Source organism: Ollibium composti, from assembly GCF_004801285.1.
GTDB lineage: Bacteria > Pseudomonadota > Alphaproteobacteria > Rhizobiales > Rhizobiaceae > Mesorhizobium > Mesorhizobium composti.
The window spans coordinates 1-24436 of sequence record NZ_SSNY01000020.1; the positions used below are offsets into that span (position 1 = coordinate 1).

Consider the following 24436-nt stretch of genomic DNA (forward strand, 5'->3'; position numbering starts at 1 on the left):
TCAGTAACGCCATGTCTATCACTCCAAAGTCCCCTGCAATCAACCAGCAGGGGTGGGTTCAAACATGGGTCACTTCTCAATGGAAAAATCCCTCAATCCCGGGTCAGCTCTCAGCGGAAATCAACACACATCGCGAAGATCGAGCGCGATGTCGATAAGCTGCTTGAGCGAATCCTTGATGTGAGCGAGCCGCGTGTGATCGCGAAGTTCGAGGAGCGCATTCGCGATCTCGAAGATGAGAAAATCATCGCGAAGGAGCGCGCGGCGAAATCGTTGCGACCGGCGAGTAACTTCGACGATACACTTAGAACCGCGCTCACCTTCCTCGCAAACCCTTGGAATCTATGGCGTTCCGAGGACTTCGATGGGCGTCGTGCGGTGCTGAAATTGATGTTCGCTGAGCGACTTCGTTATGCACGAAATGAGGGGTTTAGAACCGCAAATTTGACCTTACCGTTCAAGGTCTTAGGTGCTTCTGAATGTGGTGAAAACAAAATGGCGCGCCCGAAGAGATTCGAACTCCTGACCCCCAGATTCGTAGTCTGGTGCTCTATCCAGCTGAGCTACGGGCGCGCACCGGCGTGTCGTCGACACTGCGGCAGCGAACCGATCGGACGATCGGCCGCGAATTGACGTGCTACCTAACGGCTCGCTTGGCGAAATGCAAGACGACGCTTCAAAAGATTTGCACATCGCCTGCATCGCTGGAATCGGCACGGTCTGCACGGCGGCTTAGAGCTCAAAATAGCCGTCAGCAGCCTCGGCCTCACCGGAGCGCCCCGTTGAGGTTCCGGACCCGGAGCGTGGCCGAAACGCCGCAACATCGGCATAGGCGCCTCCACCACCCGGAGCTTGTCGGGCGTGGGCCAGCTCCCGGTGCCATGCCCGGCCAAGTGCCATAGGCCGCCGTCAAGCCTGCCGCTTTCGACGCTTTTTACGCCGGGCGGCGCAGGATGCCGCGCGCCGCCTCCAGCCGCACCGGCTGGTCGGGAATGGTGACGGCGAAGACGGTACGACCGCCGACGCTTTCCACCAGTTCGACACCGCCGCCATGGGCGCGCGCCAGTTCCTGCGCGATGGCCAGGCCCAGTCCGGTGCCGCCGCTGCGGGCGGATCCTCGGAAGGCGGCGAACAGGTTTTCTCGCGCCTTCGGCGGCAGGCCGGGGCCGGTGTCGGCGATGAGGATGCGGCTGACGCTTCCCTTGCGCTCGGCCGAGACGGTGAGACGTCGCACCAGCGCGCTTTCGGTGTCGGCGGCCATCGCCTGCACGGCGTTGCGGGCGAGATTGGTGAGCAGCCGGAACAACTGGTCGGCGTCGGCGTCGATCTCGAAGTCGGGCGGGACGGCGTTGACGAACTCGATGCCCTCGCCGATGTCGAGCAGGCCGTGAACTTCCTCGACCAGCCGGCGCAGCCTGAGACGGCGACGGGCCGGCGGCGCCTCCTGGGTGCGGCCATAGGCCAGTACCCCTTCCGAATAGGCGACGGCGCGGTCGAGCGTGCGCAACAGCTTCGGCGCGAAGGCCTGCACGGCCGGGTCCTTCGCCTGGCGCAGGCGGTCGGACATCAGCTGGGCGGAGGCCAGGATGTTGCGCATGTCATGGTTGATCTTGGAGACGGCAAGGCCGAGATCGGCCAGATGCTTCTGCTCAGCCAGCATCCTTTGCAGGCGCTCCTGCATCATGGAAAGCTCACGCTCGGCCACGCCGATCTCGTCGGCGCGCGCAGCCGGACTGATGACGCGGGATGGATCGTCGGGCGCCTGCGAGAACGACAGCATGGAGCGCGTCATGGCGCGGATCGGCCGGATCATGATGCGGTCGATCGCGGCATAGACCAGGGTGGCGGTGACCAGCGAGAGCAGCAGCGCGATGAGCGCCACGGTGCGCGAATAGGTGAGCATCGCCTCGCGCAGCCGGCGGTCCGGCATGATCAGCTCGAATTCCTTGTCGCTGTCGCCGACGGGGCCGTAGACGCGCAGCATGCGCTCGCCGCCGAACACCAGCGTGTCGAGCGCGCCGGCAATCGCCTCGGCCATGCCGGTGTCGGCGACGGCGATGTGCTCGTCGACGCTGGGCGGCATGTCGGCCACCGCCAGCAGGCGCGAGACACCGCCGTCGCGCACGGCGATCGCGGTCGCGCCCATGGCGGCCAGCACGTCGTCCTGGGCAGAGCGCGACAGGCTTTGCGGGTCGCCCTGCACCAGCACAACCGAAACGGCGGCAGCGGTCCCCAGCCTTTCCTTCAGCCAGGCCATGCGATAGCTCGCCACCGAGGGCAGGAAGATCAGCACCTCGGCCAACAGCACGAAAGCGATGGTGAGCAGGAGCAGCTTGGCCGAGAGGCCGCGCGCCAATGGCACGGTGCGGGCGGCGGCGGATTGATCGGCCTCCTGCCGGTCTGCTGATGGGTCGGCGCTCATGCGGGTCCGGGTGTCAGGACTGTCGCTTCAAAAATAGGTGATTGCGCGGCTTTTGCCAATTTGGCCTTTGGCGGGGCGCAGGCTGACCCCTGCTCCGCCCAGGCCCGATTGACTTCGCACCCCCTTTGACCCTATAAGCCCCGCCACGCACGGACCAGCCAGTCCCGGCGCGCTTTTGGGTGCGCCGAACCGAGCGGCAGGCCGGGCACAGCTCCTGTTACAGACGTGGCAGAACCAAGAAGGGCCGCACTCCGCGGTATTTAAACAAATGAAGCGTACCTACCAACCCTCCAAGCTCGTCCGCAAGCGCCGGCACGGTTTCCGCGCCCGCATGGCCACCAAGGGCGGCCGGGGCGTCATCGCCGCCCGCCGCAACCGTGGCCGCAAGCGTCTCAGCGCCTGACCGGCAGACATCCGTTGCCCGCTCCCGGCAAGTCCGTGGGCAAGCCCATCGGGCGAGGCCCCGAAAGGCTGCTGAAGCGCGCGCAATTCCTGGCCGTCCGGCGTGGTGAAAAGCGCCGCGGGCGGCTTTTCCTCATGGAAGTCCTGCAGCGCGGCGACAGCGAGCCGCCGCGCGTCGGCTATACGGTGACGACCAAGGTCGGCAACGCGGTCGTGCGAAACCGCATCCGCCGGCGCCTGAAAGAAGCGGTGCGGACTGCCGCCGCCGCTGACATGGCGCCCGGCAATGACTATGTGATCGTCGGGCGCGCGGAAGCGCTCGACGCCCCCTTCGGCCTCATCAGGGCCGAACTTTCCCGCAGGATCGGCGGAAAATAGGGACCAGGGTTCTCGATGGAAAAAAACCGCAACTTCTTCATCACCATCGCGCTGTCGGTGCTGATCCTGACCTTGTGGCAGGTGTTCTACATGAACCCGCGCATCGAGAAGCAGCGCGAGACCGCCCAGATCGAGGCGGCGCGCGACCAGGACAAGAAGGCCGCCGAGGGCACAGCCCCCGCGGCCGGAACCGGGACTCCGGCCCAGCCGGGCGCGATCCCGAATGCGCCGGGCGCCGGCGCCGCCGCCACGCTCACCCGCGAGCAGGCGCTGGCGCAGACCGGCCGCGTCACCGTCGACACGCCCAGCCTGCAAGGTTCGATCAACCTGACCGGCGCGCGTCTCGATGACCTCAAGCTCAAGCATTACCGCGAGACGATCGATCCCAATTCGCCCGAGATCGAACTGCTCAACCCGTACACGCTGAAGGACGGCTATTTCGCCGAGATCGGCTTTTCGGGCACGCCCGAGGCCGGCACGCTGCCGGGACCGGATACGGTGTGGACCGTGGACGGCAACGCCAAGCTGACGCCGACGACGCCGGTGATGCTGACCTACACCAACGACAAGGGCGTGACCTTCAAGCGCACCATTTCGGTCGACCAGGAGTATATGTTCACGGTCGACGATACGGTGAGCAACGGCGGCAGCGCCCCGGTCTCGCTCGCCAACTACGGCCGCGTGACGCGCTATGAGAAGCCCGACGACCGCAGCACCTACGTGCTGCATGAAGGCCTGATCGGCGTCACCGGCTCGGAAGGGCTGCAGGAGATCAAATACGCCGCGATCGAGAAGGACAAGCAGGTCACGCCGGGCAAATCCACCGACGGCTGGCTCGGCATCACCGACAAATACTGGGCGGTGACGCTGGTGCCGTCGACGAAGCAGCCCTTCCAGCCGCGCTTCGGCTTCTTCGACGACGGCCGCACACGCTACCAGTCGGACTACCTGTCCGACCAGATCGCGCTCGCGCCCGGCCAGTCGGCCACCTTGCAGACGCTGGTTTTCGCCGGCGCCAAGGAGGTTTCCACCGTCAACACCTACGAAAAGGACCGCCACATCCGCCAGTTCGACCTGCTGATCGACTGGGGCTGGTTCTATTTCATCACCAAGCCGATGTTCTGGCTGATCGACACGCTCTACAAGTTCTTCGGCAATTTCGGCCTCGCCATCATCGCCACCACCGTTCTGGTGAAGGCGGTGTTCTTCCCGCTCGCCAACAAGTCCTACAAGTCGATGGCGAACATGAAGAAGGTGCAGCCCAAGATGGTCGAGATCCGCGAGAAGTACGCGGACGACAAGATGGCCCAGCAGAAGGCCATGATGGAGCTCTACAAGACCGAGAAGATCAACCCGATCGCCGGCTGCTGGCCGGTGGCGCTGCAGATCCCGGTGTTCTTCGCGCTCTACAAGGTGCTCTACATCACCATCGAGATGCGCCATGCGCCGTTCTTCGGCTGGATCCACGACCTCGCCGCGCCCGACCCGACGTCGATCTTCAACCTATTCGGACTGCTGCCCTTCGCGGCGCCCGCCTTCCTGCCGCATCTCGGCGTCTGGGCCGTGGTGATGGGCATCACCATGTTCCTGCAAATGCGCATGAACCCGGCACCGCCGGACCCGACGCAGGCGATGATCTTCACCTGGATGCCGGTGGTGTTCACCTTCATGATGGCCGGCTTCCCCGCCGGACTGGTCATCTACTGGGCCTGGAATAACACGCTGTCGATCATCCAGCAGGGCGTCATCATGAAGCGCCAGGGCGTCAAGATCGAGCTTTGGGACAACCTGGCGGGCATGTTCAAGAAGAAACCGTCGCCGGCGGAATAGCCGGCCTCCCGTATCGACCGGACAAAGGCCCCGGAGTGCTCCGGGGCCTTTTGTCTTTCAGCGGCCCGCCGCTATGCTGAAAGCGTAAAGACCATGGACGAACCCGCCATGACCGGACCCAATCCCGACATCAAGCACCCGATCGCCATGCACCCGCGCGTCGGCTTCCTGAAGCCGCTGGTCGAGGCCGGCAACATAGAGATCGGCGACTATACCTACTACGACGATCCGGACGGGCCGGACAAATTCGTCGAGAAATGCGTGCTGCACCATTATCCGTTCATCGGCGACCGGTTGGTGATCGGCAAGTTCTGCGCCATCGCCGAGGGCGCGCGCTTCATCATGAACGGCGCCAACCACGCCATGTCCGGCTTCTCGACCTATCCCTTCAACATCTTCGGTCACGGCTGGGAGGAAGGCTTCGACGTAGCCACGTGGCAGCAGGAGAACCGCGGCGACACGGTGATCGGCAACGACGTCTGGATCGGCATGGAGGCGATCGTCATGCCGGGCATCTCGATCGGTCACGGCGCCATCGTGGCGGCCAAGTCGGTGGTCACGCACGACGTGCCGCCCTACGCCGTCGTCGCCGGCAACCCGGCCAAGACGGTGAAGATGCGCTTCGACCAGCGAACCGTCGCGCGCCTCCTTAAAGCAGCGTGGTGGGACTGGCCGGCCGAGAAGATAAGCCGCAACCTCGCCGCCATTCGCGGCGCCGACATCGAAGCACTGGAGGCGGCATCTTGAACGCGCCGACGACAATCGCGCCCGAGGCTTTCGAGCGGCCGTGGATTTTCATCCGCGGCGTGCCGGCGATGAAATTCCTGCCGCCGGAAGGGCCGCCGGAAATCGCCTTCGCCGGCCGCTCCAACGTCGGCAAATCCTCGCTCATCAACGCGCTGACCGGCCAGAAGGGACTGGCGCGCACCTCGAACACGCCGGGCCGGACGCAGGAGCTGAACTATTTCGTGCCGGACGGCTATTCCGGCGAAGGCGCCGACCTGCCACCGGTCGCGCTGGTCGACATGCCGGGCTACGGCTACGCGCAGGCGCCGAAGGACCAGGTCGACCGCTGGACGAAGCTGGTGTTCGACTACCTGCGCGGCCGCTCGACGCTGAAGCGCGTCTATGTGCTGATCGACGCCCGCCACGGCATCAAGACGAACGACGAGGAGGTGCTGTCGCTGCTCGACAAGGCCGCCGTCTCCTACCAGATCGTGCTGACCAAGACCGACAAGGTCAAGGCCGCCGGCGTCCCCCGCCTGATCGACGAGACGCTTGAAAAGATCCGCCGGCGCCCGGCGGCCTTTCCCGCCGTCCTGGCGACATCATCGGAAAAGGGCGGCGGCATAGAGGATCTGCGCGCCGCCATCGCGCTGGCGGCGAGCCAGTAAGATCGGCGGTCAGTTGACCGTCCGCATCGTGTTCGGCAGGTCGAGCGAGAAGGCGGGTACGGCGATGTCGAACAGGTCGCCACGCGCATTGCGCATGGTGTAGTGGCCGACCATGATGCCGGACGGCGTCGAAAGCGGACAGCCGGACGTGTACTGGAAGCTGTCGCCGGGATTGAGTTCCGGCTGCTCGCCGACGACGCCCGGACCGCGCACTTCCTCCACCCGCCCTTCCGCGTCGGTGATGTGCCAATAGCGCGTCAGGAGCTGGACGAACTCCTCGGACCGGTTCTCGATGGTGATGCGATAGCCCCAGACATAGCGGCCGGTATCGGGGTCGGAGCGATCCTCCATGTAGAAGGGCTCCACCTCGACTTCGATGTTGCGGGTGACGGCGTGATACATGACATTCTCCCGACTCTGACCGTCGGTATTGTGGACCCGGCGGAGCCGTGGTCAATATGTCCGCAAGGATGGGTGGCGGCGCGCGATCGCGCGCTCCTGCCGGGGCACGACGGCTGCGGAGACCGGCATGGCCAGCGCAGAAGACTTTCGCGCCATGGCGCTCGGCCTTCCCGAGGCCGAGCAGGGCGGCCATTTCGACGTCACCGATTTTCGCGTGCGCGGCAAGATCTTCGCGACGTGGCGTGAGAAGGACGGCCGCGCCGTGCTGAAGCTGACGCCGGACCAGCAGCGGTTGTTCAAGGAAACGGCGGCGGGCCTGTTCACACCCGCTGCCGGTTCATGGGGCCTGAAAGGCTGGACGCTGGTGGCGCTGGACAGGATCGATGCGGCGACGCTCGGCCACGCCATGCAGATGGCGTGGCGCAACGCGGCGCCAAAATCCCTTCTTTGACGCTTACGCCCGGTCGAGCGCCTGGGCGATATCCTCGATCAGGTCGTCGGCGTCCTCCAGCCCGATGGAGAGCCGGAGCGTGCCCGGCCCGATGCCGAGTTCGGCGCGCGCCTCGTCGGTGAGGTTCTTGTGCGTGGTCGTCGCCGGATGGGTAATCAGGCTCTTGGCGTCGCCGAGATTGTTGGTGATGAGGATGATGTCGAGCGCGTTCTGAAAGGCAAAGGCTGCCGCCTTGCCGCCCTTGACGTCGAGGCAGATCAGCGTCGAGCCGCCCTTCATCTGTTTCTTCACAATGTCGGCCTGCGGGTGATCGGCGCGGCCGGGATAGATGACGCGCGCGATCTTGGAATGACCGGCCAGCACGTCGGCGATCTTGCCGGCCGACTCCGTCTGCTGGCGCACGCGGATCGGCAGGGTTTCCAACCCCTTCAGCAGCGTCCAGGCGTTGAAGGGCGACAGGCTGGGACCGGTGTGACGGAAATAGTCGTGCAGGTTCTCGTCGATCCACTTCTTGTCGGAAAGCACGATGCCGCCGAGACAACGCCCCTGCCCGTCTATGTGCTTGGTCGCCGAATAGACGACGACATGGGCGCCGAGCTCGAGCGGCTTCTGGAACAGCGGTGTGGCGAAGACGTTGTCGACCACCAGCCGCGCGCCGATGGAATTGGCGAGCTTGGCGACAGCGGCGATGTCGGCCACTTCCAGCGTCGGGTTGGTCGGGCTTTCGAGGAAGAACAGTTTTGTGTTCTTCCTCACCGCCTTTTCCCAATTGGCGATGTCGGTGCCGTCGACGATGCTGCATTCGATGCCGTAGCGCGGCGCCAGCGTCTCGACCACCCAGCGGCAGGAGCCGAACAGCGCGCGTGCCGCCACGATATGGTCGCCGGCCCGCAAGCCGCACAGCACCGCCGCCGCGACCGCCGCCATACCGGAAGCGGTGGCGCGTGCGTCCTCCGCACCCTCCAGCGCGCACATGCGCTTCTCGAACATGTCGACCGTCGGGTTGGCGTAGCGCGAATAGATGAAGCCGGGTTCCTCGCCCTTGAAGCGGGCCTCGGCCTGCTCGGCGGTGGCGTAGAGATAGCCCTGCGTCAGGAACAGGGCTTCCGACATTTCGCCGAAGCCCGATCGCAGCGTGCCTTCGTGCACGAGTTGGGTTGCGGGCTTCCAGTTGCGCTTGTTGTTCGTCATGGTCCTTCACCAGCCAAAATCGGCACCGACACAAAAAAACCGGTCGCGAAAGTCGCAACCGGTGCCATGGGCTCTTGTGCCGACGGTCCTTTAGCGACTTGTTTAACGTGGCTGCAAGCCGACCGGCAAATCACCACGGGATAAAGCCCCTTTAGACCCAGCCCGCGCTTGCGTCAATCGATGGTTTCACTATGCCTTGTGCGGCTGGTATTCCTTTGGTGCGTCCTTCGAGGCTCGCTTCGCTCGCACCTCAGGATGAGGGAAGTCGACACGCTCGGCGGAAAACGACGCCGGCGGAAATGCTATGCCCACACCTGAGGATGAGGACGAAGGCACCAACCCTCCCCATCCTCAGGTGCGAGCGAAGCGAGCCTCGAAGGACGCACAACGAGCATCGCACCGACGGAGCAATCATTGCGCAAGACCGGTATTCTTCCCGATCAGGACATAGCGGCGCTGTTTTCTTCCGGCGCGCTCGCCGCCCCCCGGCCGCTCGACGCCGACCAGATCCAGCCGGCGAGCCTCGACCTCAGGCTCGGCGCCAAGGCGTACCGGGCACGCGCGTCCTTCCTGCCCGGCCCCGGCAGCACGGTCGACGCCAAGCTGGAACGGCTGAAGCTGCACGAGATCGACCTGACGGAAGGCGCCGTGCTGGAGACGGGCTGCGTCTACATCGTGCCGCTGATGGAGAGCCTTTCCCTGCCCGACCATGTCTCGGCCTCGGCCAATCCGAAAAGCTCGACCGGCCGGCTCGACATCTTCACCCGCGTCATGACCGACCACGGCCACGAGTTCGACAAGATCGCCGCCGGCTATCACGGTCCGCTCTATCTCGAAGTCAGCCCGCGGACGTTTCCGATCGTCGTGCGCGCCGGCTCGCGCCTGTCGCAAATCCGCTTCCGCACCGGCCATGCCGTGCTGTCGGAAGACGAGTTGCAGGCGTTGCACAGGGCACAGACGCTGGTTGCCACCGAGCCGCCGGACATTTCGGGCGGCGGCATCGCGCTTTCCATCGACCTTGCCGGCGACGCCAGCGGGATGGTCGGCTATCGCGGCAAGCACCACACCGGACTGGTCGACGTCGACAGGCGCGCCGCGCACGACGTCGCCGACTTCTGGGAGCCGCTCACCCGCAACAAGGCCGGCGAACTGGTGCTCGACCCGGACGAGTTCTACATCCTCGTCAGCCGCGAGGCGGTGCATGTGCCGCCGCTGTTCGCCGCCGAGATGACGCCATTCGATCCTCTGGTCGGCGAATTCCGCGTCCACTATGCCGGCTTCTTCGATCCCGGTTTCGGCCATTCCGCCGCCGGCGGCACCGGCAGCCGCGCCGTGCTGGAGGTACGCAGCCACGAAGTGCCCTTCATCCTCGAGCACGGCCAGATCGTCGGCCGCCTCGTCTACGAGCACATGCTGGAACGACCGAAGGCGCTCTACGGCACCGACCTCGGCTCCAACTACCAGGCGCAGGGCCTGAAGCTGTCGAAGCATTTCCGCCCGCCGGGGCGGTGATACCGGCAATTTCGACGGATATTGACGGGCGCCCCCCACCCCCTGTCCCCTCCCCGCAAGGGGGAGGGAGACGCGGACAGCACCGTCTCCGCGAAATTATCTACGTTGGCGAATTGCGGCTCCGACGCAAGGTTCCCCTCCCCCTTGCGGGGAGGGGTTAGGGGTGGGGGTCTGCGCCCTCCGCGATTGCCTGCCTGTCGACGCCCACCAAGCTTGCTACAGCGCCCTCACCGCCACCTTCACCGGCGCCTCGATCTCCAGCGCGTTGCGCAGCGGCAGGCCGAAATCGGTCGCCTCGATCTCGAATACATCGCCGGGCTCGGTGCGGACGCCATCGGCGAAGGAGAGCGTCGCGGTGCCGAACATGTGGACATGCACGTCGCCCGGCTGGCGGAAAGCGGCGTACTTGAAATGGTGATGCTCGAGGTTGGCGATGGTGTGCGACATGTTCGCCTCGCCCGACAGGAACGGCTTTTCCCAGATCGCCTTGCCGCCGCGCAGGATGCTGGAAGTGCCGCGAATGTCAGCCGGCAGGTCGCCGACCAGCAGTTCCGGGCCGAAGGAGGCGTTGCGCAGCTTGGAATGGGCGAGGAAGAGATAGTTGACCCGCTCGGTGACGTGGTCGGAGAACTCATTTGAGAGCGTGAAGCCGACGCGTAGCGGCTGGCCGTCGTCGCCGATGACATAGATGCCGGCGATCTCCGGCTCCTCGCCGCCGTCCTTGGCGAAGGAAGGCGAGACGAGCGGCGCGCCCGGCGCCACCGCCATGGTGCCGTTGCCCTTGTAGAACCATTCCGGCTGCACGCCGACTTCGCCGGCTGCCGGCTTGCCGCCCTCCAGCCCCATGCGGAACATCTTCATGGAATCGGTGAGTTGCTCTTCGCCGCCTTCGGCCAGCTTCTTGTGCATGGAATCGCGCGTCGAGGCCGAGCCCAGATGGGTCAAGCCCGTGCCTGTCAGATGCAGATGCGCCGGATCTGGATGGTTGATCGGCGAAAGCAGAAGGCCCTTGCGGTAGGCGGCCTCCAGGTCGACCGCGGCACCCGCGCCCTTGCGCTCGATCAGCGCGGCAAGCCCGACGCCCGTGCGCGCCGCTTCCATCGCCAGCGCATAGACGCTGCGCGCGCCGTTGACGATGCGTGCCCCGTTGCCGTTGCGCGCTACGACGCGGATCGTGTCGTCCTCGCCCAACATCTGTGAAACCAGCATCGTCACCTCCTGTTTTCCCGTGCCGGCCGCCGCGGCCGCGCAAACCATCCCAGGCGCGGCGCATGCCTGCGCCGCGTTCCTCCAATGCGTATCGGTTTAAGTTCCCGTCCGGCCTTCGCCCGCGGCTCAGGCCTTGTTCTTGTTGTAGACGTCGAAGACGACGGCGCCGAGCAGCACCAGGCCCTTGACCACCTGCTGCCAGTCGACGTTGACGCCCATGATCGACATGCCGTTGTTCATGACGCCCATGATGAAGCCGCCGACCACCGTGGCGATCACCTGGCCGACGCCGCCCATGGCCGAGGCGCCGCCGATGAAGACGGCGGCGATGACGTCGAGCTCGCTGCCGAGGCCTGCCGCCGGCACCGCCTGGCCGAGGCGCGCGGCGATGATCAGGCCGCCGAGCGCCGACAGCACGCCCATGTTGATGAAGACGTACAGCGTCAGCCGTTCGGTCTTGATGCCGGAAAGCTGCGCCGCCTTGGGATTGCCGCCGAGCGCATAGACGCGCCGGCCGATAACCATGCGCTTGGTGACGAAGACGAACAGGCCGATCAAAAGTCCCATCACGACGAGCACGATCGGCAGCCCCTTGTAGATGGCGAACTGGTAGACGAGGAACAGCGTCAGCAGGCTGACGATCAGCGTCTTGGCGACGAACAGGGCGAACGGCTCGGCCTGATAGCCGTGACGCTCGCGCGTGCGGCGCGCCGAAAGGCCGAACCAGGCATAGGCGGCGACGCCTATCAGGCCGAGGATCACCGACGTCATCTGGAGCTGGACGCCGCTGCCGAAGATCGTCTTGCCGGCGGCGTTGACCGTCGGCGGGACCAGCGTCCACACGCCCAGCAGCTCCGGGATGAAGCCGGAGGAGAGTTCCTTGAAGGAGACCGGCAACGGCCCCACGGAAAGGCCGCCGCCGAGCATGGCCTGGCACAGGCCGCGGAAGATCAGCATGCCGCCCAGCGTGACGATGAAGCTCGGGATGCGATGATAGGCGATCCAGTAGCCCTGCGCCGCGCCGATCGCAGCGCCGACCAGCAGGCATACGATCGAAGCCACCAGCGGATTGCTCAACAGGCCGAGCTGCCATGTCACCATCATGTTGGCGCCGAGCGCGCCGATGAAGCCGGCGACCGAGCCGACCGACAGGTCGATGTGGCCGGCGACGATGACCAGCAGCATGCCGAGCGCCATGACGATGATGAAGGAGTTCTGCTGCACCAGGTTGGACAGGTTCAGCGGCTTGAACAGCGTTCCGTCCGTGGTGAACTGGAAGAACAGCATGATGATGATGAGCGCCAGCACGAGGCCGTATTCGCGCAGGTTCGTCACCAGCGCCGAGACGGCGACGCGCGGCTCATGGGTATCCTGGGCCACGCCTGTCTGTGGCGAGGGCGAGCTCTCGACGGTCATGATGCAGCCTTTCCTTCCCCGCGAATGATGGCGCGCATGATCTTTTCCTGGCTGGCTTCGGAAGCCGCCATCTCGCCGACGATGCGCCCTTCGTTCATGACATAGATGCGGTCCGATATGCCAAGCAGTTCCGGCATCTCGGACGAGATGACGATGATCGCCCTGCCCTCGGCGGCAAGGCGCGCGATGATGGTGTAGATCTCGTATTTGGCACCGACGTCGATGCCGCGCGTCGGCTCGTCGAGGATCAGCACCTCGGGGTCGGCGAACAGCCATTTCGACAGCACCACCTTCTGCTGGTTGCCGCCGGACAGGTTGCCGGTCAGCTGGTAGACGCTGGGGGTGCGGATGTTGGTCTTGGCGCGGTATTCGTTGGCCACCGCAAGCTCGCGCAGGTCGTCGATGACGCCGCGCTTCGACACGCCCTTCATGTTGGCGGCCGTGACGTTGTGCTTGATGTGGTCGATCAGGTTGAGGCCATAGGTCTTGCGATCCTCGGTGACGTAGGCGATGCCACGGTCCACCGCCCTGCCGACGGTGGAGACGTCAACCGGCTTGCCGTCGAGCAGCACGGTGCCGGTGATGCGGCGGCCCCAGGAGCGGCCGAACAGGCTCATGGCGAATTCGGTGCGGCCGGCGCCCATCAGGCCGGCGATGCCGACCACCTCGCCCCTGCGGACGTTGAGGTCTATGCCCTTGATGACCTGCCGCTCGGCGTGGATCGGGTGGTAGACCGACCAGTCCTTCACCTCCAGCACCACCTCGCCGATCTTCGGCTCGCGCGGCGGATAGCGGTCGTCGAGCGAGCGGCCGACCATCGAGGTGACGATGCGGTCCTCGGTGACGTCCTTGCGCGCAAGCGTCTCGATCGTCTGGCCGTCGCGGATGACGGTGACGTGGTCGGCGACGCGGCTGACCTCGTTGAGCTTGTGCGAAATGAGGATCGAGGTCATGCCCTGCCGCTTGAATTCGAGCAGGAGGTCGAGCAGCGCCTGGCTGTCCTTCTCCGACAGGCTCGCCGTCGGCTCGTCGAGGATCAAAAGCTTGACCTGCTTCGACAGCGCCTTGGCGATCTCGACAAGCTGCTGCTTGCCGACGCCGATGTTGGTTATGAGCGTCTTGGGGTCCTCGTCGAGGCCGACCTTCTTCAACAGCGCGCGCGTGCGCGTCTCGTTGGCGTTCCAGTCGATGACGCCGTAGCTGGCATGCTCGTTGCCGAGGAAGATGTTCTCGGCGATCGAAAGCATCGGCACCAGCGCCAGTTCCTGGTGGATGATGACGATGCCCAGCCGTTCGCTGTCGTGGATGCCGGCGAACTGGCATTCCTGGCCGCGAAAGACGATGGTGCCGTCATAGGTGCCGGACGGGTAGACGCCCGACAGCACCTTCATGAGGGTGGACTTGCCGGCGCCGTTCTCGCCGACGATGGCGTGAATCTCGCCTTCCTCGACGCTCAAGGTGACGTTCGACAGCGCCTTCACGCCGGGAAACGTCTTGGTGATGTCGCGCATTTCCAGGATCGTGGAAGCCATCGCGATATCGCTCCTTCGTGGCCGCAATTCTACCGGCAGCACTGCGAAACGGAAAGGGGCCGAGCCAGGCCAGGCCCCTTTCCGGGCACGATATTACTTCAGCTCGTCGGCCTTGATGTAGCCGGACTCGACGACCAGCTTCTCATAGTTCGACTTGTCGACCTCGACCGGGGTGAGCAGGATCGAGGGAACGACCTTGACGTCGTTGTTGTAGGTCTTCTCGTCCAGGCCTTCGGGCTTCTTGCCCGACAGCACGGTGTCGACCAGCTCGACGGTCGCCTTGGCGAGTTCGCGCGTGTCCTTGAAGACGGTCGAATACTGTTCGCCCGAGATAATCAGCTTGACCGAGGCGGTTTCGGCGTCCTGGCCGGTGACGATCGGCCACGGCTGGGCGTCCGTGCCATAGCCGACGGCGCGCAGCGAAGCGGTGATGCCGCGCGACAGGCCGTCATAGGGCGACAGCACGCCGTGGACGCGGCTGCCGTCCGAGTAATTGGCGGAGAGCAGGTTATCCATGCGCGCCTGGGCGGTGGCGGCCAGCCAGCGCAGCGTGCCGACCTTGTCCATGCCCATCTGGCCCGACTTGATCTTGATCGAGCCGTCGTCGATCAGCGGCTGCAGCACCGACATGGCGCCGTTGTAGAAAAAGAAGGCATTGTTGTCGTCCGGCGAGCCGCCGAACAGCTCGACGTTCCACGGCTTGGCGTTGGGGAAGCGCTCCTTCAGGCCCTTGACCAGCGAATTGGCCTGGATAACGCCGACGCCGAAATTGTCGAAGGTGGTGTAGTAGTCGACGTTCGGCGTCTTCTTGATGAGGCGGTCGTAAGCGACGACGACGACGCCGGCGTCGTTGGCCTTCTGCAAGGCGTCCGACATGGTCGTGCCGTCGATCGAGGCGATGATGAGCGCCTTCGGACCCTTGGTGATCTCGTTCTCGAGCTGGCTGAGCTGGTTGGGGATGTCGTCCTGCGCATACTGCAGGTCGACGGTGTAGCCCTTCTCCTCGAGCTGCTTCTTGACGGCGTCGCCGTCGTTGATCCAGCGCTGCGAGGTCTTGGTGGGCATGAGCACGCCGACAAGGCCCTTGTCTTCGGCGTGCGCGGGCACGGACATGGCCGCGATGCCGAGGGCCGCGGCAGCGACCAGCGATTTGATGATCTTCACGTTACTCTCTCCCTGGTTGATGGGCGCTCAGCCGCGTGGCTCGCGGCCGCACGACCGGACGACAGCGCAACGCGCAGCCGCGGATCATCGATTGTCTCGCATCCTCCCGATCGGCCCCTCCGGCCGCCCCGCCGGCCTGCGGGCCGGAACGCGACGTCTTTGAAGCGTGCGCAGCGTGTTATCCTTTGCCATAACTGTCAAATGCGATCTTCGATTGTTGCTATATCGAAACCGGTATATCATATCGATTTAAGCCCTAAGGATCGGGCGAAAAAGGCGACGGACAGGCATGGTTGGGGCGCGCGATTCGACCGGGAACGACGAGCGCGGAACTGCCGCCGTGCCGCTGCTGCGCAGCGGGCTCAGCCTGCGCCACATGCGCATGATCGCGGCGCTCGACGACCACGGCAAGGTCAGCGCCGCCGCCCAGGTGATGAACATCTCGCAGCCGGCCGCCTCGCGCATGATCGCGGAGATGGAAGCGGTGCTGCACGTCACGCTTCTGGAGCGGCTGCCGCGCGGCGTGGCGCTGACGCCCTACGGAAAGGCGCTGGCGCGGCGCGCGCGCTCCATCCTGCTCGAGATGCGCGAGGCCGACCGCGAGATCGCCGAACTGAAGGCCGGCAAGGGCGGCTCGGTGTTCCTCGGCGCCGTCACCGCGCCGGCCATCGAGCTGGCGGTGCCGGCGATCCGCGAAATCCGCCGGCTCTATCCGCGCATCGAGATCACCATGCAGGTGGAAACCTCCAACATGCTGGCGCGCGAGCTGATCGCCTCGCGCCACGACTTCATCGTCGCGCGCATCCCCGACGACCTCAACCCACGCCTGTTCGACAGCCGCGTCATCGGCGTCGAGAAAGCCTGCCTGATCGTGCGCCGCGGCCATCCGCTCGCGCACGGGCGGCAGGTGGCGCTGGAGGAGACGACCAGCTATGACTGGGTGTTCCAATCCGGCGGCTCGCCGCTCAGGCAGGCGATGGAGGCGAACTTCCTCAATCGCAACGTGCCGCTGCCGGAGCGCATCCTCAACACCTCCTCGCTTCTCTTGACATTGGTCATGGTGGCGCAGTCGGACGCTATCGCGCCGGTGTCGGTGCAGGTGGCGCGCTTCATCCAGAACCCGGAGGGCCTGGCCGGCGCCATCGACGTGGTGCCGATCGAGTTCGACATCGAGGTGAGGCCCTACAGCCTGATAACCGCCCGCAACCGCGTGCTCTCGCCGGCCGCAAGGATGCTCTACGACTTCATCCTGCGGGAGGTGGGCTAGGAACGGTGCGGCAAGGTGGAGCGGGTGAAGGGAATCGAACCCTCGTATGCAGCTTGGGAAGCTGCCGTTCTACCATTGAACTACACCCGCGCAGCAGCTTCGTTATCACGCTGCCGGCGGGGGCTGCAACTGCCTTGAAGCATCGTTGCTTGAACTCCCCGCCCCGACTGCGTATCTGAACCATCCGACCAACCGGACCTGACGGCCCATGTCCGCACTGACGCGTTTTCTCGGCGATTCGCCGCTGCGCATCCTGCTCAAGCTGATCGTCGTCTCCTTCCTCGTCGGATTGGTGATGAGCGCCTTCGGCTGGTCGCCGCTCGACGTCGTCTACGGCATCCGGAATTTCTTCGTCGACCTCTGGCACATGGGTTTCCACGCGCTTGACCGCTTCGTCGGCTATATCCTGCTCGGCGCGGCGATCGTCGTGCCCGCCTTCCTCGTCATTCGCCTGCTCGGCTACCGCAAGTAGCCCGCAGAACGCCGCAGACGGCATCGGAAGGCTGGCAAAAGCGTTCGGATGGCGGCATCATCGCCAGCCGGAAAGGATATCGAAGTGACGCAACAGGGGCACGACAAGGAACTGCCGACGCTGACCAGGCGGCGCATCCAGGCCGAGGTCATCGGGCCGATCTATGCCGAAATGGTCGCGGCCATCGGCGAGGAGAAGGCGCAGGCCATCCTCGATGCGGCAATCCGCAAGGCGGCGGTGGCGGAAGGCAAGCATTTCGCCGCGCTGGCCCCCGGCGGCGTCACCAGCATGGCCGACTTCATCAAGCTCTACGACCTGTGGACCCACGACGGCGCGCTGGAGATCGAGGTGCTGGAGGCTTCCGACACCACCTTCAATTTCGACGTGACGCGCTGCCGCTATGCCGAGAGCTATCGGGAAATGGGCCTCGGTCAGATCGGCCACCTGATGTCGTGCAACCGCGACGGCACCTTCTGCCAGGGCTACGATCCCAATATCCAGCTGGACCGCAAGCAGACCATCATGGCCGGCGCGCCGCGCTGCACGTTCCGCTATTCCTACAAAAGCGAAGCCGAATAGTCGCGGTTTCCCCTGCGGCGCGGTAAGCCAGCGGTCGAAATCGCTTGGCCTTGCCGCTTTGGCGGTTGCGGGGCGGCCGAAAGCGGGCCACATCCGCCGTCCGGCCAAACCATCTCAAGGCACCACGTGGACCAGACCCAGGCATCCGCTTCCCAGCCCTTCGCCGTCACCAACCGCACGGTGTTGGCGATCGCGGTGCCGATGACGCTTGCCTATCTGACGACGCCGCTGCTCGGCATCGTCGACACCGCCGTCGTCGGCCAGTTCGGCGATGCAGCGCTGCTCGGCGGGCTGGCCGCCGGCGCGCTCGTCTTCGACGTCGTCTTCACAACCTTCAATTTCCTGCGCTCCGGCACCACCGGGCTGGTGGCGCAGGCCTTCGGGCGCGGCGACGCGCTGGAGGAACGGGCGGTGCTGTGGCGGGCTGTGCTGGTGGCGCTGGTTGCCGGCATTGCGCTCGCCCTTCTGGCACCCCTGATCTCGAAGGGCGGGCAGGCCTTCATCGGCGGCGGACCGCGCGTCAGCGCTGTCATGGATACATACATCCGCATCCGCATGCTCGGCGCCCCCTTCTCGCTCGTCAACTACGCCATTCTCGGCTACGTGCTGGGGCGCGGCGAAGGCAATCTCGGCCTTTTGTTGCAGATCGTGCTCAACGGCATGAACATCACGCTGTGCATTCTGCTCGGGCTGGAACTCGACTGGGGCGTCGCCGGCGTCGCCTGGGCGACGGTGACCGGCGAGGCGGTCGCCACGCTGTTCGGGCTGGCGATCGTCACGCGCCGCTTCCGCAACGCGCCGCCGCTGGCGCGAAGCCGCATCCTCGACCTTGCGGCCTTCCGGGCGATGATGTCGCTCAACCGCGACATCATGATCCGCTCCTTCTCGCTGCTGGCGGCGTTCGCGCTGTTCACCCGCCAGGGCGCGCAGTTCGGCACGGTGACGCTGGCCGCCAACGCCGTGCTGATGAATTTCTTTCTGATCGCCGGCTATTTCCTCGACGGCTTCGCCACCGCCGCCGAACAGTTGGCCGGGCGTGCCATCGGCGCCCGTGCCGAGCGCTCGTTCCGCCGCGCCGTTCGGCTGACCGTGCTGTGGGGCTTCGGGCTGGCGGGGGCGGCGACGCTCATCCTGCTGGTCTTCGGCGCCAATCTCATCGGCATCATCACCACCGCCGTCGACGTGCGCGAGGCGGCCGACACCTACCTGCCCTGGGCGGCGTTCACGGCGCTGTCCGGCGTGCTCGCCTTCCAGATGGACGGGGTCTTCATCGGCGCCACATGGTCGCGCGACATGCGCAACATGATGCTGCTCTCCTTCCTTGCCTTCACGGCCGCGCTGTTTGCGCTGGCGCCGCTGTTCGGCAACCACGGCCTGTGGGCGGCGCTGCACGTCTTCCTGCTGGTGCGCGGCGTCAGCCTGGCCATGATGCTGCGGCTACGCACCCGCACCGCATTCGGCGCGGCCTGAAACGGCGGACTTCGGCAAGAACGATCAGGGCGTTTCCAACGCGGGTTTCGGCCGCTGAACCGCCGTCTCGCGCACGAACGCCTTGTTCGACCGGCCATCGTCGTCGTCGCCGAAAGCGATCAGCCGGGCGACTAGGGCGCGGCGGGCATGATGGGGCGTCAGCGTATGGTCGGCGGCGGCGAGGCCGAGCCTCGCCACGCCGCGCAGCGCGTCGAGCCGCCGGCCATCCGGGCCGAAATGGCGGGCGATCTCCTTCAGGCTGAGGTCGCCCTCGGAGGTAACCATCAGCACCTTCACGCCGCGGGCGCACAAGGCCCGCATCCAGCGTTCGACCGGCGAGCGGCCGATCAGCCGCTCCGGCACGGCGAGCGCGGTCTTGACGAGTTCCAGCCCGCGCCGGATGGAGAGGCGGCCAATCTTCGAAGCGCCGGCACGCAGCGTCGTGCCGATCGCCGGCCGCGAAGGCTCCTGCGGTGCGTCGCTGTCCGGCCCACGCACGGCCTTGGCGTTCTCGTAGACCTTCCACGCCGCGAGATCGAGCGCGTAGGAACTGTTCCAGGCAAAGCACAGCGGATTGATCATCGTCAGCCGCCGCACCCGGCGGTCGGCGCGCGCCGCGTGGAAGGCCTGGAAGGCGCCGGAACAGGTGCCGACCAGCCCGACCTCGCCGAACCCCGCCTGCCCCATCCAGTCGATGACGCGCATGACGTCGCTGCTGGTGCGGTCGTCGTAAAGGAACAGCCGGTCCTCGGCGGGGGCGGCACTCTGGCCGATGCCCGGCAGGTCGATGCGCAGCGAGGCTATGCCTTCGGCGGCGAGAGCCCGAGCCGCCTCGACCGTGCCGCGCGCCCAGCCGACATGCGCCACCGCGCCGGCATTGAGGAAGATAACCGGCGTCGCGGGCGCGGTACGGATTTCGGGCCGGCACAGCACGCCGCAGATCTCGCTGCCGCCACCGATGACCACCGGCTCTTCGCGCCAGTCGGGACCGATGAGGGTTTGCGGCTCGTCCGAGCGAACAGCGACGCCCGGCGCTTTGGCCTGTTCCGCGAGACGCGCGATCCAGCTGGCGGCGAGGTCGAGCGTCGGTTCGGGAATCCGGTTGGCGGTCGGATCGCAGACCAGGTGGACATAGCCTTCGAACTCGGCGACCGCGACATCGGGCACGATGCCGCCGCGTTCGGACCGCAGGCTTTCCGGATCGGGAATCCTGCCGTTGGCAAGCACCAGCATGTGCGGCACGACGGCTTCGGCCAGCGCCTGCTGCCAGTCGAGCTCCGCCAGCGCCGCCAGCGTTTCCGACGACAGGTGGAAACCGGCGACCTGGCGGCCGTCGAACGGCTCGGCCGGTCCGGCTTTGGCCGCCAGCGGCGCGTCGATCATGCGCGACAGCGCCGTCATCTCGCGCACATAGGCCTTGCCGGAAGCGGGCGGTGCGAGCAGGGCGAGGCCGGCGACGTCGTCGCGGCCGTCAGCCGCCAGCGGCGCCAGCAGCGCACCCAGCCGGAAACCGGCGATGACGACATCCTCGACGCCCGTCTCGCGCTTCAGCCGATCGACGGCGGCACCGATGCTTTTCACCCACGCCTCGACGCGGGCCGGATCGGTGTGGTCACCGGCGGCATCGCCGCAGCCGGGATAGTCGAACTGCAGCACGGGAAGCCCCGCCGCCGCGACACGGCCGGCCAGCAGCGTCAGGAAGCGGCGGCTGCACAGGTCCTCGAAGCCGTGCGCGCCGGCAATGACGACGCCGCGACGGCCGCCGGCCTCGTGCAGCCAGCCGATGGTTGCGTCGAAGACGAGCGGCCTCATGCCACGACCTCGGGTGTCTCGAAAACCATCACGGCGCCCGAAACTGGCCTTTCCGGCCGATAGGCCGCGCCCTTGTCCGCATTGAGCGCCGTCACCATGCCTGCCGGGTCTGCGTCCGCCGGGCCGAACAGGCGCACGGTGCGTTCACGGCCGGGCAGGAGATGAAAGCCGTTGTCCTCCGGCCGGAACGCGGTGTCGCCGGCGATGTCGACGTGATAGGCGGCGCGGCGGCAGGCGAGCACGAGTTGCCAGCCTTCCTCCGAACGGTCCAGCCGCGCCGTCAGGCCGACGTCGCGGCGCGCCGTCATCGCGCCCGGCAGGACATGGACGGCCTCCGCCAGCACCGCGCCGTTCTCGTCCTCGAAGCGCGCCACCGTCAGTTCGTGGCCGGCGGGACCGAAGCGATAGGCGTAGGAAACGTCGAAGAAGGCGCCGAGAAGCTCGAACACCGGCAGCGTCAGGTCGCCATGCGGCGCCACTTCGACCGCCCGCTTGCCGCTCACCACGGAGACCGCGCCGTCACGCAGGCAGGACACTGTGAGCGTACCGCGCAAGGGTGCCGGGCCGTCGTTGATGAGATGTACGTCCAGCCCGTTGACTCCCTCGTCGGAGAGGATCAGCCGCGTCGGCGCGAAGGCGCGCTTCAGCGCATGCCAGACCGATTTCGGCCGGCCGGTGGCATCGACCACGCCCCATCCGGCACCGATCGCCAGATCCTTCCAGAACAACAGCAGCGCGCCCGCCGTCGGCGAGGCGGGACGGCGCCACTCGTCGACGGTGCGCTCGACCACCTCGGCGGTGACGGCGCGCGACAGGTCGAGATACCGCGCCGGGTCCTCGCGGCGCAGGCGGCGCGCGTCGACCGTAAAAAGCGTCTCCAGATAGTGCTCGCGGATATCCTCGAAATCCCACGAGGCGCCGGCATCGCGCGGCACGCCGGCCTTCCAGCGCGGATCGTGCACCTGCGGCACCGGCAGATGCGCGTCGAGCGTCGCCTGATCGGGCACGTTGGCGAAGGCCAGGCATTCGGACGCGAAGCGCACCTCGGCGCGGCGGGCGTCCTCCAGCGGCCGGCAATAGGCGCCGACGCCGTAATAGTGCATCGGCCCGCCGGAACCGGCGAAGGGCAGGCTGCCGCCGTGCGGCGTGGAGGGGACGAGCACGAGGTCGGGGCGCCGGGCTTCCGCCGCCGGGCGAACGACATGATCGAACCACGGCGTCGCATCGATGACGGCCGGCAGGCCGAGCATCGTCGCCTGCTGGGCGATCTCGCTGCCACCGCACAGCACGACAAGCGAAGGCGAAGACCCAAGCCGCCTGAGCAGCGCCACGACCTCCCGCCCGAGCGCGGCGCACCAGCCTTCGTCCCTTGCCGGGTAGTCGAAATTGGCCAGCATCAGGTCCTGCCAGACGAGGATGCCGAGTTCGTCGCACAATGCGTGGAAATCGTCGGATTCGTAAGTGAAGGTACCGGCGACGCGCAGCATGTTGACGCCGGCATCGCGCACCAGTTCGAGGTCGCGCGCCAATGCGGCCTCGTCTCCGGCAAGCGCCACCGGATCGGACGGCGTCCACACCGCGCCGCGGCAGAACACCGGCACGCCGTTGACGAGAAGCCGGAAGTCACGCCCATCGGCGCCGCGGTCGAGGGCGATGCGGCGGAAACCGACGCGGCCGAGATCGTGGCGCACGGCGCCGAGGTGCACGGAGACGCCGTGCAGTACCGGCTTGCCGTGGCTGTTCGGCCACCACGGCGCAACGTCGGCAACGTCCATTTCCGCAACGAGACGGGTCGGCGTTTCACGACGTAGCGGTACCGTCACATTGGCGCAGGTCACGGTCGCGTCGCCGGTCAGCGGCGCGGACAGGTCGAGCGCGACCGAAAGGCGGCCGGTCGTACCGTCGAGGTCGGCCCGCAGCATCCTGTCGAGGATGCGCGGTTGCTTACCTTGCTGCACCAGCCGCACCGGCCGCCACGGCCCGACGACATCGAAGCGCGGGCACCAGCCGGGCATATGGCCGATCAGCGTCGTGCGCATCAGCCGAAGACGCTGGTCGTCCATCATGCGCGGCTTCCAGCGGGCGCGCGGCCCGGAAAGCGTCTCCAGATGCCTGTCGAGGCTGCGGAAGGCGATGGCGAGCTGTTCGCCACCGGCAAGGTCGGCCTCGACCTCACAGGGCTCGAACATCGAGGTGGAGGTGGCGACCAGCTTGTCGTCCAGCCAGATTTCGGCGACGGTCGCTAGCCCCTCGAAGACGAGGCGGACGGCACCTTTCGCGTCCAGCCGGCAGCGATACCAGACGTCCTTGTCATGCAGCGGCGCAGGCCGGGTGCGATCCCAGCGGCTGTGCCGTTCCAGCGTGGCCGCAGCCGTGCCGGGACATTCTGCCGCCAGCCACTCGGCGTGCGGGTCGATCGCGGCGGGGGCCGGCCATGCGCCGGCGTCCGAGACGGCCATCGACCATCCCGTGTCCAGCCTTCGATCCGCGCCGGAGACCGGCACAATGACGTCCATCATACTCCCCTTGGCGGCTCAGGCCGCCTTCGAATCCGCCCTGGCGGAAAGCCTTGCCTCAAGCGTCCCCATCACCGCATCGTAGGCTTCGGCCATCGGCGCGATGCTCTCGGCCAGCCCGTCGAAGCGTTGCCGCGCCATGGCGCGGGCGAGCTTGAACTGGATGGCCTTGGCGCCGTCGGCGATGCGCTCGGCGGCCCGCGCCGGCGCGTCGAAATCCATGCGGGCCTTCGCCTGCAACCAGTCGAGATGGCTGGCCAGCAGCTCGAAATTGGCGCCGACCTGCCGCAGCGTGTTGAACGCATAGGTGTGGAAATATTCGGGTTGACGGCCGGCCAGCGCGCGGGCGTGGTCCTCGAACGCCCCGGCGTAGCATGCCAGCGGATTGCGCCTCGGCCGGCGTGCCAGATGGCCACGCAGAAGCTCGAGCGCGGCCGTCGCCGGCTCTTGCCCGTCCGGCGCGCCGAACTTGATGAATTCGGCGTAGGGAAACAGCGGCAGGCCGCCGGCCGGCGCATTCCGGTACGGGCCGAAAAGGCCGTCGTAGTCCTCGCCTTCCAGCGCGAAATAGCCGTCGTTGTGGAAATAGTGCATGCGGCGCGCTTCGGGGTCGAGCGCATTGATGCCCACCGTCGTCTTGGAATGCCCGCTGCGATAGGTGATGCCCTTCGTATCGGGCAGGAAGTGGGCGTCGAGCTCGACGAGAGGCAGGCGGCCGCGCTCGATCTGGACGAGGATATGGTCCTCGAGCCGGTCGAAGATCGCCAGTTCCTGGATGTCGATGCCGGCAAGCCGCTGAAGGTCGGCGCTTGGGAACTTGAAGAAGGTGAACTGGTCGCCCTCGAAGTCCTGTGCCACTGTAAAGCCGAGTGCGGCGACCGGGTCGTGTCCGGTCGCGTGCATCACCTCGACCAGCAGGTCGACATAGCAGTTGGTCTGCGGCCAGCGGCGCTCCGCATCGTGCAGCGGGTGCGGCCGATAGCTTGCCGGGTCGAGACCGGCTATTGCCGCCTTCAT

Annotated in this window: 21 protein-coding genes, 2 tRNA genes and 1 riboswitch; of the genes, 11 read left to right on the top strand and 12 right to left on the bottom strand. The window is 66.4% G+C overall.

The annotated features are described in order from the left end of the window. Positions 1-496: 496 nt before the first annotated feature. Both E6C48_RS21825 and E6C48_RS21830 read right to left on the bottom strand, forming a co-directional pair. Positions 497-573, bottom strand: a tRNA-Arg gene (locus E6C48_RS21825). Between the two features lie 361 nt (positions 574-934). Beyond that, positions 935-2422: a sensor histidine kinase gene (locus E6C48_RS21830; protein ID WP_136360307.1), complete on the bottom strand. Its 1488-nt coding sequence runs from the start codon at positions 2420-2422 to the stop codon at positions 935-937. A gap of 268 nt (positions 2423-2690) precedes the next feature. On the opposite strand from E6C48_RS21830, the gene rpmH reads away from it, so the two are divergent. The 5 genes from rpmH to yihA all read left to right on the top strand — a co-directional run bounded on the left by rpmH (position 2691) and on the right by yihA (position 6426). Continuing rightward, a complete protein-coding gene (rpmH, locus tag E6C48_RS21835; RefSeq protein ID WP_011579721.1) occupies positions 2691-2825 on the top strand; it encodes a 50S ribosomal protein L34 in 135 nt (44 codons plus the stop codon). A 35-nt stretch (positions 2826-2860) separates the two neighbouring features. Then, on the top strand, positions 2861-3202 hold the full coding sequence (rnpA, locus tag E6C48_RS21840) for a ribonuclease P protein component (protein WP_230978909.1): 342 nt from the start codon (positions 2861-2863) through the stop codon (positions 3200-3202). A gap of 15 nt (positions 3203-3217) precedes the next feature. Then, on the top strand, positions 3218-5032 hold the full coding sequence (gene yidC / locus E6C48_RS21845; RefSeq protein WP_136360308.1) for a membrane protein insertase YidC: 1815 nt from the start codon (positions 3218-3220) through the stop codon (positions 5030-5032). A 93-nt stretch (positions 5033-5125) separates the two neighbouring features. Further along, positions 5126-5779: a CatB-related O-acetyltransferase gene (locus E6C48_RS21850; protein WP_407941036.1), complete on the top strand. Its 654-nt coding sequence runs from the start codon at positions 5126-5128 to the stop codon at positions 5777-5779. Continuing rightward, positions 5776-6426 (top strand): ribosome biogenesis GTP-binding protein YihA/YsxC, encoded by a 651-nt coding sequence (yihA, locus tag E6C48_RS21855; protein ID WP_136360310.1) that lies wholly within the window; start codon positions 5776-5778, stop codon positions 6424-6426. The genes E6C48_RS21850 and yihA overlap by 4 nt, the downstream gene beginning before the upstream one ends. Before the next feature lie 9 nt (positions 6427-6435). Here yihA and apaG read toward each other — a convergent pair whose 3' ends face one another. Further along, positions 6436-6828 carry a Co2+/Mg2+ efflux protein ApaG gene (gene apaG / locus E6C48_RS21860; protein ID WP_136360311.1) on the bottom strand — a complete coding sequence of 131 codons (393 nt, stop codon included), beginning with the start codon at positions 6826-6828 and terminating at the stop codon, positions 6436-6438. Between the two features lie 127 nt (positions 6829-6955). Between apaG and E6C48_RS21865 the strand changes: the two genes are divergently transcribed. Beyond that, positions 6956-7279 (top strand): MmcQ/YjbR family DNA-binding protein, encoded by a 324-nt coding sequence (locus E6C48_RS21865; RefSeq protein ID WP_230978910.1) that lies wholly within the window; start codon positions 6956-6958, stop codon positions 7277-7279. A 3-nt stretch (positions 7280-7282) separates the two neighbouring features. Here E6C48_RS21865 and E6C48_RS21870 read toward each other — a convergent pair whose 3' ends face one another. Further along, on the bottom strand, positions 7283-8470 hold the full coding sequence (locus E6C48_RS21870) for an O-succinylhomoserine sulfhydrylase (RefSeq protein ID WP_136360312.1): 1188 nt from the start codon (positions 8468-8470) through the stop codon (positions 7283-7285). A gap of 70 nt (positions 8471-8540) precedes the next feature. Next, positions 8541-8617, bottom strand: a riboswitch (SAM riboswitch). A 267-nt stretch (positions 8618-8884) separates the two neighbouring features. Here E6C48_RS21870 and E6C48_RS21875 point away from each other — a divergent pair. After that, positions 8885-9982 carry a 2'-deoxycytidine 5'-triphosphate deaminase gene (locus E6C48_RS21875; RefSeq protein WP_136360313.1) on the top strand — a complete coding sequence of 366 codons (1098 nt, stop codon included), beginning with the start codon at positions 8885-8887 and terminating at the stop codon, positions 9980-9982. A 216-nt stretch (positions 9983-10198) separates the two neighbouring features. Here the strand turns inward: E6C48_RS21875 and araD1 are convergent, their stop codons facing one another. From araD1 to chvE, 4 genes are all read right to left on the bottom strand, one after another. Continuing rightward, positions 10199-11191 carry an AraD1 family protein gene (araD1, locus tag E6C48_RS21880; RefSeq protein WP_136360314.1) on the bottom strand — a complete coding sequence of 331 codons (993 nt, stop codon included), beginning with the start codon at positions 11189-11191 and terminating at the stop codon, positions 10199-10201. Between the two features lie 126 nt (positions 11192-11317). Beyond that, complete coding sequence (gene mmsB, locus E6C48_RS21885) at positions 11318-12607, bottom strand: multiple monosaccharide ABC transporter permease (RefSeq protein WP_136360315.1); 1290 nt, start codon at positions 12605-12607, stop codon at positions 11318-11320. Beyond that, the gene (gene mmsA / locus E6C48_RS21890) at positions 12604-14139 is read right to left on the bottom strand and encodes a multiple monosaccharide ABC transporter ATP-binding protein (protein WP_136360316.1); all 1536 of its coding nucleotides are present in this window, start codon (positions 14137-14139) and stop codon (positions 12604-12606) included. Before mmsA ends, mmsB begins: the two co-directional genes overlap by 4 nt. Positions 14140-14232: 93 nt before the next feature. After that, positions 14233-15303: a multiple monosaccharide ABC transporter substrate-binding protein gene (gene chvE / locus E6C48_RS21895; protein WP_136360317.1), complete on the bottom strand. Its 1071-nt coding sequence runs from the start codon at positions 15301-15303 to the stop codon at positions 14233-14235. Positions 15304-15592: 289 nt separating this feature from the next. On the opposite strand from chvE, the gene E6C48_RS21900 reads away from it, so the two are divergent. Beyond that, positions 15593-16570 (top strand): LysR family transcriptional regulator, encoded by a 978-nt coding sequence (locus tag E6C48_RS21900; protein ID WP_136360318.1) that lies wholly within the window; start codon positions 15593-15595, stop codon positions 16568-16570. A gap of 16 nt (positions 16571-16586) precedes the next feature. On the opposite strand, the gene E6C48_RS21905 is transcribed toward E6C48_RS21900, so the two are convergent. Then, positions 16587-16660 (bottom strand) — tRNA-Gly (locus tag E6C48_RS21905). A 118-nt stretch (positions 16661-16778) separates the two neighbouring features. Here E6C48_RS21905 and E6C48_RS21910 point away from each other — a divergent pair. From E6C48_RS21910 to E6C48_RS21920, 3 genes are all read left to right on the top strand, one after another. Continuing rightward, on the top strand, positions 16779-17042 hold the full coding sequence (locus E6C48_RS21910) for a DUF6460 domain-containing protein (protein WP_136360319.1): 264 nt from the start codon (positions 16779-16781) through the stop codon (positions 17040-17042). Positions 17043-17126: 84 nt separating this feature from the next. Further along, complete coding sequence (locus E6C48_RS21915) at positions 17127-17621, top strand: L-2-amino-thiazoline-4-carboxylic acid hydrolase (protein ID WP_407941037.1); 495 nt, start codon at positions 17127-17129, stop codon at positions 17619-17621. Positions 17622-17822: 201 nt separating this feature from the next. Further along, positions 17823-19091: an MATE family efflux transporter gene (locus E6C48_RS21920; protein ID WP_136360339.1), complete on the top strand. Its 1269-nt coding sequence runs from the start codon at positions 17823-17825 to the stop codon at positions 19089-19091. Positions 19092-19115: 24 nt separating this feature from the next. Here the strand turns inward: E6C48_RS21920 and E6C48_RS21925 are convergent, their stop codons facing one another. Genes E6C48_RS21925 through E6C48_RS21935 form a run of 3 tightly spaced genes read right to left on the bottom strand, consistent with a single transcriptional unit; the run spans position 19116 to position 24436 of the window. Continuing rightward, positions 19116-20903 carry an alpha/beta fold hydrolase gene (locus tag E6C48_RS21925; RefSeq protein ID WP_136360321.1) on the bottom strand — a complete coding sequence of 596 codons (1788 nt, stop codon included), beginning with the start codon at positions 20901-20903 and terminating at the stop codon, positions 19116-19118. Continuing rightward, a complete protein-coding gene (locus E6C48_RS21930) occupies positions 20900-23422 on the bottom strand; it encodes a glycosyl hydrolase 2 galactose-binding domain-containing protein (RefSeq protein WP_136360322.1) in 2523 nt (840 codons plus the stop codon). The genes E6C48_RS21925 and E6C48_RS21930 overlap by 4 nt, the downstream gene beginning before the upstream one ends. 15 nt (positions 23423-23437) lie before the next feature. Then, positions 23438-24436, bottom strand: a complete 999-nt coding sequence (locus E6C48_RS21935) for a DUF1839 family protein (protein WP_136360323.1) — start codon at positions 24434-24436, stop codon at positions 23438-23440.

Bases quoted from the DNA above. Each gene is read 5' to 3' on its own strand.
- rpmH (WP_011579721.1), top strand. From the start codon at position 2,691: ATGAAGCGTACCTACCAACCCTCCAAGCTCGTCCGCAAGCGCCGGCAC.
- E6C48_RS21925 (WP_136360321.1), bottom strand. From the start codon at position 20,903: ATGAGGCCGCTCGTCTTCGACGCAACCATCGGCTGGCTGCACGAGGCC.
- E6C48_RS21930 (WP_136360322.1), bottom strand. From the start codon at position 23,422: ATGATGGACGTCATTGTGCCGGTCTCCGGCGCGGATCGAAGGCTGGAC.
- E6C48_RS21920 (WP_136360339.1), top strand. From the start codon at position 17,823: ATGACGCTTGCCTATCTGACGACGCCGCTGCTCGGCATCGTCGACACC.
- E6C48_RS21910 (WP_136360319.1), top strand. From the start codon at position 16,779: ATGTCCGCACTGACGCGTTTTCTCGGCGATTCGCCGCTGCGCATCCTG.
- apaG (WP_136360311.1), bottom strand. From the start codon at position 6,828: ATGTATCACGCCGTCACCCGCAACATCGAAGTCGAGGTGGAGCCCTTC.
- mmsA (WP_136360316.1), bottom strand. From the start codon at position 14,139: ATGGCTTCCACGATCCTGGAAATGCGCGACATCACCAAGACGTTTCCC.
- yidC (WP_136360308.1), top strand. From the start codon at position 3,218: ATGGAAAAAAACCGCAACTTCTTCATCACCATCGCGCTGTCGGTGCTG.
- araD1 (WP_136360314.1), bottom strand. From the start codon at position 11,191: ATGCTGGTTTCACAGATGTTGGGCGAGGACGACACGATCCGCGTCGTA.
- E6C48_RS21865 (WP_230978910.1), top strand. From the start codon at position 6,956: ATGGCCAGCGCAGAAGACTTTCGCGCCATGGCGCTCGGCCTTCCCGAG.
- mmsB (WP_136360315.1), bottom strand. From the start codon at position 12,607: ATGACCGTCGAGAGCTCGCCCTCGCCACAGACAGGCGTGGCCCAGGAT.
- E6C48_RS21935 (WP_136360323.1), bottom strand. From the start codon at position 24,436: ATGAAGGCGGCAATAGCCGGTCTCGACCCGGCAAGCTATCGGCCGCAC.
- E6C48_RS21870 (WP_136360312.1), bottom strand. From the start codon at position 8,470: ATGACGAACAACAAGCGCAACTGGAAGCCCGCAACCCAACTCGTGCAC.
- E6C48_RS21830 (WP_136360307.1), bottom strand. From the start codon at position 2,422: ATGAGCGCCGACCCATCAGCAGACCGGCAGGAGGCCGATCAATCCGCC.
- E6C48_RS21850 (WP_407941036.1), top strand. From the start codon at position 5,126: ATGGACGAACCCGCCATGACCGGACCCAATCCCGACATCAAGCACCCG.
- E6C48_RS21900 (WP_136360318.1), top strand. From the start codon at position 15,593: ATGGTTGGGGCGCGCGATTCGACCGGGAACGACGAGCGCGGAACTGCC.